Genomic DNA, 13201 nt, shown 5'->3' with positions numbered 1-13201 from the left:
TTTCACCGACTCGTATTAAATGTTCTATAGTTAAAATAATAGTTTGGTCAGACGAGTTAAATATGAGAAGTTCTAATTTTTTACGGCAATCAAAAAGACGACAAAACCGTTCATTTGTTAGTCATTCTAGTGATTTTCATATAGATGATAAAGTTATTGGTAAAGATACTCTGGCTAATTTAATGGATGTAACCGTCACTTGTGTCGAACGCTGGATTCGCGACGGTATGCCTGTTGAACAGCGTGGTGATCAATTTCACGATTGGGTTTTTGATTTGGCTATGGTTCAGCAGTGGCAAGAAACTCAAGCAGAGTAAATCTGTTTGAGTGCACAGCAAAATCCTTTTTGCTGAGGTAAATTTTTAGTCAATGATTTTAGCATTGTGGTAAATGTTTTGAACATCGTCCAAGTCATTTAGCATTTCTGTAAACTTCTCAAACAGTGCTACATCATCACCACTAACTTCTGTTTCTGTTTGAGGGATAAACTGAATTTCATCGACGATAAAGTCAATTTCCCCAAACGCATCAAGCAATGCCTGTTTGGCTTTAAAATATTCAGTATTTGGTGCAAAAACGGTGATTTGCTCATTTTCATTTTCAATGTCGGTGACATCAATATCTGCTTCCATTAACGCATCAAGCACTTTTTCTTCATCATCACCTTTAAATGCCAAGATAGCACAATGATCAAACATATGACTCACACTTCCTTGCGCACCGATTTTACACTTGGTCTTGGTGAAACAAACTCTCACGTCACCAAAAGTTCGATTGGGATTATCGGTTAAACAGTCAATAATGACCATACAGTTACCTGGGCCAAAACCTTCATAGCGCGCTAATGCAAAATCTTCACCGGCACCACCTTTGGCTTTATCAATGGCCTTTTCGATGACATGAGTTGGTACCTGGTCTTTTTTTGCTCTATCGATCAGTCCTCTAAGTGCCAGATTACTCTCTGGCTCATGCCCGCCAGATTTTGCGCAGACATAAATTTCGCGGCTGTATTTACTGTAAAGTTTGGCATTGGCATCTGATGTTTTTGCCATCGACTCTTTACGATTTTGAAAAGCTCGACCCATATCTTGATATCCTGATGTTGAAATAATATTTGCGATTGTACTCATATGTTCTGCTGAGGGGAATATTATTCAATGATAATTTTACCTATTTTTCGAGCAGTTTTAAGCCAATATAGGAAAGATATTCGATGATCATATTGGGGAGCGGTTCTTATGAGGCGGGGTTAACCTTTGATTCACCAGCTAGTAAAAAACTAAAATTAACGTGACAAAGAATGAACAACTAAGCTATATTGATCGCCGATTACTTAATCAAAGTATAAAAATAGTAACTCTATAATAATAAATTTATTAGAATAAAAGCTTATTAAGAAAAAGTGTCAATGCGATAAAATTATCGTTACCTCAAGGTTTTAAAAAACAATGTTTAAAAGCAAAGGTTAAAAGAATTAATCAAGATATCATTTTAACCGTTTGTTCAAAGGAATGATGTGATAAGCAGGCGCTTCCCCATTAGTTTACTTTTCCAGTTTTTCTTCGCCTTTTAAATTTTGCACAAGAATTACTATTTTATTATATTGTTCTGCGTTTTAGCAGGTTTTTTTATTAAATATATTGAAGGAGAAGTCCGATAAAATGGATTATGAAATTATGACTAAGTCCTGGTCAAAACGACGTGTTCAGGATAAAACAGAAAAAATAAAATCAGTTTTTTTAGCTGATTTTTTAAAACAACATGATCACTTTTGTTATATGCATGTTGAATATGAAAATGGTAATTCAGAAAAATTAATTGCTAGAGTTATTTTTAATGAAATAAAACAACACTGGATAGTCGATGGTATGAAGGTGGCCATTCGACTAATTTAGAAAATTTTCATTTTGGTTATTAGAAATGCTGCTTGAATCAGTTTTTAGGCAGGTAAAAGTCTGTATTTTAAAATGGCACTCAAAATTTATTTAAAATCGAGAGAGAACGATTTGGCTAAACGATTTATGATTGAGCAGAAAATATAATTAAACAAATGATTCAATAGCAATTCAAATCGAATCATTTGCCAGTTGTTTATAATTTTTAAACTTGTTCTTCCTGTCCGCTAAGCGTAACATCTAAATCCCTAATTACGCCATTTTTTATACTGTAAATCCAACCGTGTACACTGAGCTCATAGCCTTTTTTCCAAGCGTATTGAATAATTGCAGTGTTTGCGACATGCTTTACTTGCTCAATAACATTTAATTCACATAAACGATTAAACTTTTCATTTTCATTTTCAATCGACTTTAACTCACTGGCGTGAATTCGTTGAACATCCTTAATGTGTTGTAGCCAATTATCAATTAACCCATATTGTTGATCTTCCATAGAAGCTTTAACGCCACCACAACCATAATGCCCGCAAACAATAATATGCTTTATTTTAAGAACTTCTACCGCATATTGAATAACAGAAAGACAGTTTAAGTCGGTATGTACGACTACATTGGCGATATTTCGATGAACAAAAACTTCACCAGGGGGTAAGTCAATAATTTGATTGGCTGGAACTCGGCTGTCAGAGCAACCGATCCATAAATATTCCGGGGATTGTTGTTCAGATAATTGAAGGAAAAAATCCGGGTGCTTTTCTTTAATAGAGCTTGCCCAGTTTTGATTACGCTGCATTAAATGCTCAATTGATTTCAAAATCATTTACCTTTTGTCGAATCGCTGAAAATCGTACTGCAAGTTGACAAAACTAAACATTCAACCCACATTGTTGAGCTGGACATTATATCTCAGCACTATTTGCAGGGAAATCACGAAGAAAGCATTTTTCGCAGATTTGCCAGATTATTTTTACCTCGTTCACGTTTTTCATCATCGCTGAGCTGTTGACGATCTTCCTCCCAGTCCAGATCTTCTTGAGGCATCTCTTCTAAAAATCGGCTCGGAACCGAGTTAATCATCTCGCCGTAGCGTTGGCGCTGTTTAGCGACCATAATCGACAAGGTTTCTTTTGCTCGAGTAATACCAACATAAGCCAAGCGCCGTTCTTCTTCAATGTTGTCTTCTTCAATACTTGATTTATGTGGTAATAGCTCTTCTTCCATGCCTAGCAAATAAACATGAGGAAATTCAAGACCTTTAGACGCATGAAGTGTCATAAGCTGCACTTCGTTTTGCTCACTTTCTTCTTCGCTATTTCGATCAAGCATTTCTCGTAAACAAATTTTGGTTACTGTTGTGGCAAAGGGATCTTCTGCTTGCGCATTATCTTCGATACCTTTTTCAATCCATTTGAGGAGTTCGGCAACATTGCTCCAACGATACTCTGCAGCTTTAGGTGAGCTTGATGTTTCGAATAAATAACCATGATAACCGATATAGGCCAATAATTCGTTCAGTACTGCTAGGGTATCGCCTCGTTTTAAGTTATCACTGGCTTTGACAATTAGCTGGCCAAATCGGCGCACCGCACTGAGACCTTTGCCTGTTAGATGTTCTTCAAGGCCAAGCTCAAAAATCGCAGCAAACATACCTATGCCGCGTTGATTGGCATAGCTACCCAGTTTTTCCAGCGTTGTTGCCCCAATTTCTCGGCGAGGTACATTGGCTATTCGGATAAATGCGTTATCATCATCTGGATTTATCAGTAACTTGAGATATGCCATAATATCTTTGATTTCGGCACGCGCAAAAAATGAAGTACTACCACTAACTTTATAAGGGACTTGCTTGATGACCAGCGCGCGTTCAATGAGCCGTGATTGATGGTTTCCACGGTACAGTATGGCGAAATCTCGATATTTTAAATTTTGTTTGATTCTTCTTGAGAGGATTTCATTAACGACGCGTTCTGCTTCATCGTTATCTTCTTTTACCGACAGAACTCGAATGGGTTCTCCGTAGTTTTTATCGGACCAGAGTTTTTTGTCAAATAAATGAGGGTTATTAGCAATTAGCACATTGGCTGATTTTAATATACGGCCGCATGAGCGATAATTTTGTTCGAGTTTTACCACTTTTAAATTAGGAAAATCTTTTTGTAAAAGCTCTAGATTCTTTGGTTGAGCACCACGCCAGGAATAGATCGACTGATCGTCATCACCTACCACTGTAAAGTTGCCAAGTTTGCCTGTCAGCAATTTAACCAATTCATACTGACTTGTGTTGGTGTCCTGATATTCATCAACCAATAAATAACGGATCCGATGATGCCACTTTTCGCGAATTGTTTCGTTTTGCTGAAATAATAATGTTGGTACCAGAATCAGATCATCAAAATCAACGGCATTGTAGGCTTTTAAACTACGTGTATAGGCTTCATAGAGTTTAGCGGCTAATAATTCATCATTATCTTTTGCCTGAGCTATCGCCTGATCGGGGAGTTTGAGATCATTTTTCCAGGCCGAAATTCGATTAAGTATTTCAATGAGTTCACTTTTGTCTGCGTCGACATCCTTTTTACAGAGTTCGCGCATAAGCGCCAGTGAGTCCTGATCGTCGAAGATGGTAAAGTTTTGACGAATACCTATTGTGCGATGTTCTCGACGAATGATGTTGAGCCCCAGATTGTGGAAGGTTGAAACAATCAACCCTTTAACCGATGAGTCTCCTAGTAGTTTACCAACTCTGGCTTTCATTTCTTTAGCCGCTTTATTGGTAAAGGTGACAGCGGCTATTTGATTCGGTTGATAACCACAGCGGGTAATTAAATGAACAATTTTCTGGGTAATAACAGCCGTTTTACCACTACCGGCACCTGCCAACACAAGCAGTGGAGAAGAAGTCTGCTTGACGGCCATGCTTTGTTGTTCATTTAACCGGACGACTGACAAAGTGAAGTACTTTATATTTGAAAAGATGATTGAGGAGCCATTTTAGGCGAATGAGCGGATTTAACCAAGTGTATTGCGAATTAAAATCTCTTAGAGGTTAGTAATAAAAGTTAAGGTTTAAGGCTTACTGCGTTGTTTTTGAATAGGTTTCCATTCGCCTCGATTAACCAGTTTATCAGCGTCAATAATTTCTCCTGCCCAATTAACCAGCAGGCCACTATCTTCATTGGATGATTCTTTAAACACTTTTACATCAATCCAGGGAACAAAAGGGTTTGGCCTGAACTGGTAATCTCCAGGGGTTAATATTGATGGTGAAAGTCTTTCCATCTCTGTCTGCTCCTTTCCGTTTTGTATCTCTTTTTTCATATAATTTTCATCGATTGCTAACCTGTGTTTGGCAGCAAAATTTAAATATAGAACATTTACGCAACTTGGTTGATCATTCTTTCAAGTCTTCTGTAATTTAATGCTTCTGCGAGATGTTGCTGTGTCACTTCGAGTGAATCTTCCAAGTCTGCGATGGTACGAGAAACTCTTAAAATGCGGTGGTAAGCTCTTGCTGAAAAACGTAATTTTTCGAGAACTGACAAGATAAATGACTCCGCACCTGACGCAAAATTAACTACTTTTTCCAGCTCATGCGGTGTCAGTAAAGCGTTACTTTTACCACTGCGTGATAGTTGTTTTTGCATCGCATGAACAACTCGTTTTCTGACCTGACTTGATGACTCGGTATTATTAACTGGTGCCTTTTTCAGTTCGTTAGGCGTCATTGCAGGTACATCAACATGCATGTCTATTCGGTCGATAAACGGGCCTGACAGTTTGAGCAAATAACGTCTGACTTTATCGGATGTACATCGGCATATCCCTTTGGGATTACCAAAATGGCCGCAAGGACAAGGATTCATAGCGGCTAAAAATTGAAATTTGGCAGGATACTCTGCTTGTCTGGTGGCTCTAGAAATTGTTACATTGCCTGATTCAAGTGGTTCACGTAATACCTCAAGTACCTTGCGATCGAATTCCGGCAATTCGTCCAAAAATAGTACGCCATGATGGGCTAAAGATATTTCCCCCGGTTTAGGGTTACTGCCGCCACCCACTAGCGCTGCTGCCGATGCGGTGTGATGCGGGCTCCTGAAAGGGCGTTGACGCCAGTGAGCGGTGTCCAGCCCTTGGTGACTAACAGAGGTAATTGCTGCTGATTCAATCGCTTCTTGTTCAGTCATTTCGGGTAGAATCCCTGCCAGCCGGGTTGCCAACATCGTTTTACCCGTACCGGGCGGACCAATAAACAGCAGGTTATGTCTGCCTGCTGCAGCAACTTCTAACGCTCGTTTTGCGGCATACTGTCCTTTAACATCGAGTAAGTCAGGATGGGGGGGAGGCGAACTCGAAATAACAGATTGAGGGAGAGCTGCTGGCTGTTTTTTGCCCTGTAAAAAAGCACACACATTAAGTAAGTGGTCACATCCAATAGCATGTTCTTCGCCTGCCAGTTGTGCCTCGACTAAATTTGCAGTGGGAACCAGTAAACGCCGTTGAACCTTTTTGGCTGCTAACGCCGCTGGCAACACGCCATTAACCGGGCGAAGTTTGCCTGATAAGGCCAATTCCCCCATAAATTCAAATTGCTGAATTTGATCTGTTTGGATTTGCTCTGAAGCAAGTAAAATGCCCAAAGCTATAGGCAAATCATAACGTCCACCTTCTTTAGGGAGATCGGCTGGTGCAAGATTAATGGTGATGCGTCTTGCTGGAAATTCAAATTGAGCATTGATTAATGCGCTTCTGACTCGATCTTTACTTTCTTTTACGGCAGCCTCAGGCAATCCCACAATATTCAAACTTGGAAGACCATTTGACAGGTGGGTTTCGACGGTGACTGGCGGAGCTTCGATGCCAACACCTGCTCTTGTATAAATGATTGAGAGTGCCATTAACATCCCTGGTAATCGTTAAGGCGGTTATTTAAATATAAATATAGGAGGAGCACTAGGCGAAATACCCGTTGAATTTTGTGCGAGATCTGCCATCTGAACTGTAAGAAAGTTGCAGACAATTATCAATAAAATAAGGTTTTGCAATAAAATCGCAAACTATTTATTTGTGAGCAAGTTAAAAAAATAGCCTTTATTCTTTTTTATTAAGTAAGTAGATTGGTAATTCACTTGAATTAAATCGTAATTAATGTTCAAGTTGAGCTATTCGAAAATGTAAAATTTAGACCATAAAATGAACGATTTCATTCAGCAGCAAACATCGATTCAGTGTCCTTATTGTTGGGAAATCATTGAGGTATTGGTGGATTGTTCTGAGACACAACAAAACTATATTGAGGATTGCCAGGTTTGTTGTCGGCCGATTGTCTTCGATGTGACTATCGATTCAGGAAATGGCGTTGAACTATATGCTAAAACTGAAGATGAGTAATATCGTCAGTATTGGTAACCAAAAGCAATCAATCTTAATTAAAAAAAGCAACTAAAACTGTGGGAGTTACAATGAAACTTGAATCACTAGCGCTTCATCACGGCTATCAATCAGAAGCGACAACAAAAGCCGCGGCAGTACCAATTTACCAGACAACTTCGTTCACATTTGATGATACTCAGCATGGTGCTGATCTGTTTGACTTGAAGGTTCCTGGTAATATTTATACGCGAATTATGAACCCGACCACCGATGTTTTGGAGCAACGCCTAGCTGCAATGGAAGGGGGAATTGGGGCCTTAGCTGTGGCCTCGGGGATGGCAGCAATCACTTATGCAATTCAGGCAATTTGCCGAGTCGGTGATAATATTGTCAGTACCAGTCAGCTCTATGGTGGTACTTATAATTTATTTGCACATTCTTTGCCGAATCAAGGTATTCAAGTCAAACTGGTAGATGCCGGTGATTTTGATGGATTTGAGCAAGCAATCGATGCTCAAACCAAAGCTGTTTTTTGTGAGTCGATAGGTAATCCTGCTGGCAACATCGTAAACATTAAAAAATTAGCTGAAATCGCTCATCGTCATGGCCTACCGTTAATCGTTGATAATACGGTGGCAACACCTTATCTATGCCGTCCCATCGAGTTTGGTGCAGATATTGTGATTCATTCACTCACCAAATACATTGGTGGGCATGGTACTTCAATTGGTGGGATAATCATTGACTCAGGCCAGTTTGATTGGGTAGCACAAGCGGCAAAATATCCAATGCTAAATGAGCCCGATCCTTCTTATCATGGCGTCGTTTATACTGAAGCACTGGGGCCTGCTGCCTTTATCGGGCGATGCCGAGTGGTTCCGCTAAGAAATACTGGTGCAGCTATTTCGCCGATGAATGCCTTCCAGATTTTACAAGGTCTAGAGACATTGGGACTGAGAATGGCGCGCCATTGCGAAAATGCGCTTGAACTGGCTACCTTTTTGCAAAACCATGAAAAAGTTGACTGGGTGAATTATGCGGCATTATCGGATAGTCCTTATTATGAAAACTGTCAGCTTATCACCCAGGGGCAAGCTTCAGGTATATTGAGTTTTGGTATTAAAGGAGGTATTGAAGCCTGTGCTCGTTTTATTGATAGCCTGCAAATGATACTGCGACTGGTTAACATTGGCGATGCTAAATCTTTAGCTTGTCATCCTGCATCAACAACGCATCGTCAATTGAATGCTCAAGAATTGGCGGCGGCTGGGGTGAGTGAAGATTTAATACGGATATCTGTTGGTATTGAAAATATTAGTGATATTATTGCGGATGTTTCACAAGCTCTGGAAAAGGCTTGAGATAACAACAAAGATTAATCATTCCCCATCGGTTGATGGGGAAAATCTTTTATCCTCTGGCTTGTATCATGGATCAATGATTGCCAGAGTAATCTTTACTTTCCTGTAGTATTTTTAAAAAAGGTACTTTGGTCGCTTGCCGGGCTACTGCAATATTTCGCTCAGGAATTTTTTCAGGATCGGGATACTTAGCAATGGCTTTTTCGACAGTCGATTCCCTCAATATATGTACTAAAGGATAGGGAGAGCGATTAGTAAAGTTTTCTGCATCGTCTTGGCGGGTTCCTTCAAAACAATAGTCAGGATGAAAGCTAGCTAACTGATAGACTCCGTCATACCCTTGCTCTACTAAGAGTTCGTTGGCAATATCCAGAAAATTTAAATAATCAAAAAAACTTTCCAGGCCGACGGGAAGAATAAGTATTATCGTCTCAATTTCTGAGTTGGCATCTAATCGCTTGAATTCATTGACTATGGCATGGAGTTGTTCTTCCAGGTTGTAATCATTGACGACCTCATAATGAATTCGCCTTGCTTCAAATTCTTTCTTCGCAAATGGGCAAAAATTATAGCCAATTATCGTTTTCTCAATCCAGTATTTCACTGAATTGATTAATTGATGTTCAATCATTGTGTGTTGTTTTTAATGCCATTGGTTGGTGAAATGGGTGAGATTGAATTCTATTTATCCATGCGCCGACTGCCGGATATTGTGACAAATTGAACCCGCCTTCATGAGCAACATGGGTATAGGCAAATAGCGAGATATCTGCAATGGTATATTGCTGGTTAACAAAATAATCCTGCTTACTGAGATGGGCTTCCATAATAGTGAGCGCCTTATTTCCTCCAGCCTGTTTACTGGCATACTCAGCCTCACGATCTTTGGGTAATCCCAAGTATTGATTAATAAATCGTGCAACAGCTATATAAGGTTCATGGCTATACTGTTCAAAGAATTGCCATTCTAATATTTTGGCGCGAGTGAAAGGATCTTGAGGTAACCAGTTGGTTCCATTAGCAAGAAAATTCAAAATCGCATTTGATTCTGACAAATATTGATTAGGATGTATTTTTAATACAGGGACTTTAGCATTAGCATTCATAGCTTTAAATTGAGCCGTTGATGCTTCCTGCTTCAAAATATCTACATGTTGCCATTTAAATTCAAGCTGTAATAAATTCATCAAAAGATAAACTTTGTAACAGTTGCCTGATTTGATATCACCATAGACAGTATACATATAGCTAGCAGCTCACTTTAAACCAGTTTAATTGATTTTGTCATTATGCAGTCATAATTTAAATTCTAACTGAATTTATTTAGGACATAAAATGATTTATTCAGAGATAATTATTTTTGTGATGAACGTTAAATTTCAATGACGTAACTTTTTTATGAGATTGTATCATCCGTAGGGCAAATATTAACTCGAAGAAATAAAGTCACAAATCACTTCTTTTTGTAAGATTATTGTCACAATAATCATCTAGGCTGGCTAAGTTTGCATTTCTGTAGCCGTTAATAAATGATGAAACTAACCAAAAAAATTCGTACGTTTAAAAAGGGACAAATTGAATCGATTGATCTACCTTCTGCCAGAGAACTGACACAAGCTACGCTTAGTTTGAGTCATGCGTTGATAGAAAAGCCTTCGATTACGCCATTAGAGGCAGAGTGCTTAACTTTAATTGAAAACCGGTTAACAAAACTCAGTATGAATAATCAACGCATGGATAAAGGCGAAGTCAGCAATTTATATTCAAGTTTTGATAACGGTAAACCCGTTTTTTGTTTTGTTGGTCATATCGATGTTGTACCGCCGGGTGATATTAATAATTGGCATACCGATCCATTTAAACCTGTCGAAAAAGAGGGGTATTTATATGGGCGTGGCTCTGTCGATATGAAAACTGCAGTTGCTGCAATGGTTGTTGCAATTGAGCAATTTGAAAAACTGGGTCTGCAAAAGCATATCGATATTGCTTTGGTACTAACTAGCGATGAGGAAGGCGATGCAATTGATGGTGTTAATCATGTTGTAGCTGAGCTAGAGAAAAAACAGCAAAAGGTCTGTTGGGCATTAGTGGGTGAGCCAAGTAGTGATGAACAAGTTGGTGATACAATTAAAATTGGGCGAAGAGGGTCGCTGACTGGTTATTTAACCTTTATTGGTAAGCAAGGTCACGTTGGTTACCCGGAGCATATCATTAACCCGGTGAAAGCTGCGAGTAAAATAGTTTATAAATTTCAAAACAAACAATGGGATTTTCCTAGTCGTTTTTTCCCCGCGAGCAGTTTTCAGGTTGTCAAATATCAATGTGATAGTGGGGCAGAAAATATTTCTCCTGCCAGTGTTAATATTTGTTTTAATATTCGATATTCTCCCAAACAAACGGCTCAAAAATTGATAAATTACATTGAGAAAAAATCTGCAGCAACGGGATTGACCTATGAGGCTACATGGAAAATTGATGCTGAACCCTTTATTACGCGCCGCTCCTTGGTGCGCGAAGTCGTTCAACAAGTCGTTTTGCAAACTCAAGGATTTAAACCAAAATTGTCTACTGCTGGTGGGACTTCTGATGGGCGCTTTTTTGCAAAAACAGGTACTCAGGTGGTTGAACTTGGCTTATGTAATCACCGAATTCATCAAGCGAATGAGCGGGCACCAATTAATGATTTGGGAGTACTGGCATTAATGTATCTAAAGATACTGATTCAACTGAATCAACAAAATGCGTAATTATCAAACTAATAATAAAGCAGACAGTTTTGTCTGCTTTGATCTTCTAAAGGCTTACTTTATACTTCGGTGACTGACAAATATTTCGCCCGTTTTTTAGCAAGCAATTTATCAATATCAACAATTACTAAACCATCAACACAATAATTAAAATCAGGATCGACATTAAAAGCAGAGAATGTTACTCCTCCATCTTCGCAAAGTTCGGAATATTGCTTAAAGAGTGTTGGTACCATTTTATCAAATCGCTTGAGCTGTTGTTTTAAATCTCTAAAGCCTTCCTTTAAATCTTTATCATTAAATGATGATTGTAAAATCTGGGTACTATTACTTGAAATATTAAACGGCTGCTTTGCTTTTGCTAGTAAGTGCTCGGGTTGATAAAAGTGCCCATAAAAATAGACTAGCCATTCGGTTAGATCTTTACTGTAATCGGCACTGATTGATACCGGGCCAAATAGATAACGAATAGTTGGGTTTTTAACCAAGTAAGCACCAATGCCAAACCAAAGATAGTCAAGACTTTTTTTCCCCCAGTAACGAGGCTGAACAAAACTACGCCCAAGCTCCAATCCATTTTGTTGAATACTTGAAAAGTTTGGTTGGTAGTCGAATAGAGTACTGGTATAAAGTTTTTCTAACGGAATATTTTTTGATTGTCTTACGCGGTATGCACCAACGACTTCTAGCGCTTGCGGATCCCAAAGTACAATATGTTGGTAATCGTTATCATACCCATCAATGTCAATACGTTTACCAGTGCCCTCTCCAACTGCACGAAATGAAACTTCTCTGAGTCGTCCTATTTCACTTAGTAGACTTGTTCCTTTGGGATTGTTTAATAAAAATATTTGCTTATTATCTTGTGTAGTAGTGAGTAGCTCACAACTTTTTAATTCGGCACATAATGATTTACGTGATTGAGGGTGGGCAATGGGTTTTTCTGTATCAAAGACGAGTTTTCTCTTAACACCACTTTTTAATCCATAAACGTGCTTACGGAACAACTGTGCAGTGATGCGGTGATTTGATGGGAGATTTTGGATCGATTGACTCGAAATGATTTCGCCAATAGTGATGGGCAGTGTGATTTTTGTGTGGCGAAACATTTCTTTTACCAGTAATAAGATGCTCATTGGTTTTGAGATGAGTGATAAACCGTAAAAGAATCGAGAGTTTTTTCCGCCAACATGTACGGGTAAAATGGGTGAGCTTGTTCTTTGCGCCAAATGTAAAAAGCCACTGCGCCATTGGCAGTCTTTAATACCCGACAAGCGAAATCGAGAAACTTCTCCCGCAGGAAAAAATATTACTGCTTCTTCATTTTTTAATGCGTTTTCGATAAGTGTATATTGTGACTTTCGGGCTACACCACTCATATTGTTAACCGGTAAAAAAAACGGTTTTAAGGGCGATAGATGATTAAGTAACTCATTAGTGACTATTTTAATATCGCTACGTACTTGACTAAAGAGCTTCAGTAAAGCAATGCCATCAAGTGAGCCAAGTGGGTGGTTAGCGATGATGACAACCCGTCCTTCTGTAGGAATATTTTCCAGTTCCCAATTATCGACCAAATAGCTTAAGCCGAGTAAGTGCATGGCTTTATCAAGAAACTCCGTTGCTCCCAAGTGAGCATTTTCTTCTAAAAAGAGGTTGATTTCCTGTTCATGGAGTAGCTTTTTTACAAACCGGCTAAGCGTACGTTTTAGCTTAGGGCGTTGCTCTAGTTTGGGGAGCTGTTCGGTTAATAAGTTATCTACATTGATCATTTTTCACCTGTTTTAAAAAACGAGTATTTGTTTTAGCTATATTGACAATATAA

13 protein-coding genes are annotated in these 13201 nt (G+C 38.9%); 5 read left to right on the top strand and 8 right to left on the bottom strand.

Translation table 11 applies throughout. From position 1 onward, the window contains the following. The first annotated feature begins 62 nt into the window (after positions 1–62). Positions 63–317, top strand: coding sequence for a terminase small subunit (locus tag ABVT42_RS15935; RefSeq protein ID WP_353895801.1), 255 nt, complete (start codon positions 63–65; stop codon positions 315–317). A gap of 45 nt (positions 318–362) precedes the next feature. On the opposite strand, the gene ABVT42_RS15930 is transcribed toward ABVT42_RS15935, so the two are convergent. After that, positions 363–1085, bottom strand: coding sequence for a YebC/PmpR family DNA-binding transcriptional regulator (locus ABVT42_RS15930; protein ID WP_353895901.1), 723 nt, complete (start codon positions 1083–1085; stop codon positions 363–365). 576 nt (positions 1086–1661) lie between these two features. Between ABVT42_RS15930 and ABVT42_RS15925 the strand changes: the two genes are divergently transcribed. After that, positions 1662–1895 (top strand): hypothetical protein, encoded by a 234-nt coding sequence (locus tag ABVT42_RS15925; RefSeq protein ID WP_353895800.1) that lies wholly within the window; start codon positions 1662–1664, stop codon positions 1893–1895. Positions 1896–2100: 205 nt separating this feature from the next. Here ABVT42_RS15925 and can read toward each other — a convergent pair whose 3' ends face one another. The 4 genes from can to ABVT42_RS15905 form a co-directional block, all read right to left on the bottom strand. After that, positions 2101–2718, bottom strand: coding sequence for a carbonate dehydratase (can, locus tag ABVT42_RS15920; protein ID WP_353895799.1), 618 nt, complete (start codon positions 2716–2718; stop codon positions 2101–2103). Positions 2719–2825: 107 nt separating this feature from the next. After that, positions 2826–4847, bottom strand: a complete 2022-nt coding sequence (gene rep, locus ABVT42_RS15915; protein WP_353895798.1) for a DNA helicase Rep — start codon at positions 4845–4847, stop codon at positions 2826–2828. Between the two features lie 117 nt (positions 4848–4964). After that, the gene (locus ABVT42_RS15910; RefSeq protein WP_353895797.1) at positions 4965–5216 is read right to left on the bottom strand and encodes a hypothetical protein; all 252 of its coding nucleotides are present in this window, start codon (positions 5214–5216) and stop codon (positions 4965–4967) included. 56 nt (positions 5217–5272) lie between these two features. After that, complete coding sequence (locus ABVT42_RS15905) at positions 5273–6793, bottom strand: YifB family Mg chelatase-like AAA ATPase (protein WP_353895796.1); 1521 nt, start codon at positions 6791–6793, stop codon at positions 5273–5275. Between the two features lie 295 nt (positions 6794–7088). Between ABVT42_RS15905 and ABVT42_RS15900 the strand changes: the two genes are divergently transcribed. Together ABVT42_RS15900 and ABVT42_RS15895 are read left to right on the top strand one after the other, a co-directional pair. Beyond that, positions 7089–7286: a CPXCG motif-containing cysteine-rich protein gene (locus tag ABVT42_RS15900; protein WP_353895795.1), complete on the top strand. Its 198-nt coding sequence runs from the start codon at positions 7089–7091 to the stop codon at positions 7284–7286. A 71-nt stretch (positions 7287–7357) separates the two neighbouring features. Continuing rightward, positions 7358–8629: an O-acetylhomoserine aminocarboxypropyltransferase/cysteine synthase family protein gene (locus tag ABVT42_RS15895; RefSeq protein WP_353895794.1), complete on the top strand. Its 1272-nt coding sequence runs from the start codon at positions 7358–7360 to the stop codon at positions 8627–8629. Between the two features lie 73 nt (positions 8630–8702). Here ABVT42_RS15895 and ABVT42_RS15890 read toward each other — a convergent pair whose 3' ends face one another. Continuing rightward, on the bottom strand, positions 8703–9260 hold the full coding sequence (locus ABVT42_RS15890) for a DUF1415 domain-containing protein (RefSeq protein WP_353895793.1): 558 nt from the start codon (positions 9258–9260) through the stop codon (positions 8703–8705). Continuing rightward, positions 9253–9873: a glutathione S-transferase family protein gene (locus ABVT42_RS15885; protein ID WP_353895792.1), complete on the bottom strand. Its 621-nt coding sequence runs from the start codon at positions 9871–9873 to the stop codon at positions 9253–9255. Before ABVT42_RS15885 ends, ABVT42_RS15890 begins: the two co-directional genes overlap by 8 nt. Positions 9874–10158: 285 nt before the next feature. Between ABVT42_RS15885 and dapE the strand changes: the two genes are divergently transcribed. Beyond that, a complete protein-coding gene (dapE, locus tag ABVT42_RS15880) occupies positions 10159–11376 on the top strand; it encodes a succinyl-diaminopimelate desuccinylase (RefSeq protein WP_353895791.1) in 1218 nt (405 codons plus the stop codon). A 59-nt stretch (positions 11377–11435) separates the two neighbouring features. On the opposite strand, the gene olsF is transcribed toward dapE, so the two are convergent. Further along, positions 11436–13148, bottom strand: a complete 1713-nt coding sequence (gene olsF, locus ABVT42_RS15875; protein ID WP_353895790.1) for a bifunctional ornithine lipid synthase OlsF — start codon at positions 13146–13148, stop codon at positions 11436–11438. Positions 13149–13201: the final 53 nt, after the last annotated feature.

Source organism: Aliikangiella maris, from assembly GCF_040719265.1.
In the GTDB taxonomy this organism is placed as follows: Bacteria; Pseudomonadota; Gammaproteobacteria; order Enterobacterales; family Kangiellaceae; genus Aliikangiella; species Aliikangiella maris.
This window is presented reverse-complemented; position numbering and strand designations above follow the sequence as displayed.

Bases quoted from the DNA above. Each gene is read 5' to 3' on its own strand.
- ABVT42_RS15935 (WP_353895801.1), top strand. From the start codon at position 63: ATGAGAAGTTCTAATTTTTTACGGCAATCAAAAAGACGACAAAACCGT.
- ABVT42_RS15930 (WP_353895901.1), bottom strand. From the start codon at position 1,085: ATGGGTCGAGCTTTTCAAAATCGTAAAGAGTCGATGGCAAAAACATCA.
- ABVT42_RS15925 (WP_353895800.1), top strand. From the start codon at position 1,662: ATGGATTATGAAATTATGACTAAGTCCTGGTCAAAACGACGTGTTCAG.
- can (WP_353895799.1), bottom strand. From the start codon at position 2,718: ATGATTTTGAAATCAATTGAGCATTTAATGCAGCGTAATCAAAACTGG.
- ABVT42_RS15910 (WP_353895797.1), bottom strand. From the start codon at position 5,216: ATGAAAAAAGAGATACAAAACGGAAAGGAGCAGACAGAGATGGAAAGA.
- ABVT42_RS15905 (WP_353895796.1), bottom strand. From the start codon at position 6,793: ATGGCACTCTCAATCATTTATACAAGAGCAGGTGTTGGCATCGAAGCT.
- ABVT42_RS15900 (WP_353895795.1), top strand. From the start codon at position 7,089: ATGAACGATTTCATTCAGCAGCAAACATCGATTCAGTGTCCTTATTGT.
- ABVT42_RS15895 (WP_353895794.1), top strand. From the start codon at position 7,358: ATGAAACTTGAATCACTAGCGCTTCATCACGGCTATCAATCAGAAGCG.
- ABVT42_RS15890 (WP_353895793.1), bottom strand. From the start codon at position 9,260: ATGATTGAACATCAATTAATCAATTCAGTGAAATACTGGATTGAGAAA.
- ABVT42_RS15885 (WP_353895792.1), bottom strand. From the start codon at position 9,873: ATGTATACTGTCTATGGTGATATCAAATCAGGCAACTGTTACAAAGTT.
- dapE (WP_353895791.1), top strand. From the start codon at position 10,159: ATGATGAAACTAACCAAAAAAATTCGTACGTTTAAAAAGGGACAAATT.
- olsF (WP_353895790.1), bottom strand. From the start codon at position 13,148: ATGATCAATGTAGATAACTTATTAACCGAACAGCTCCCCAAACTAGAG.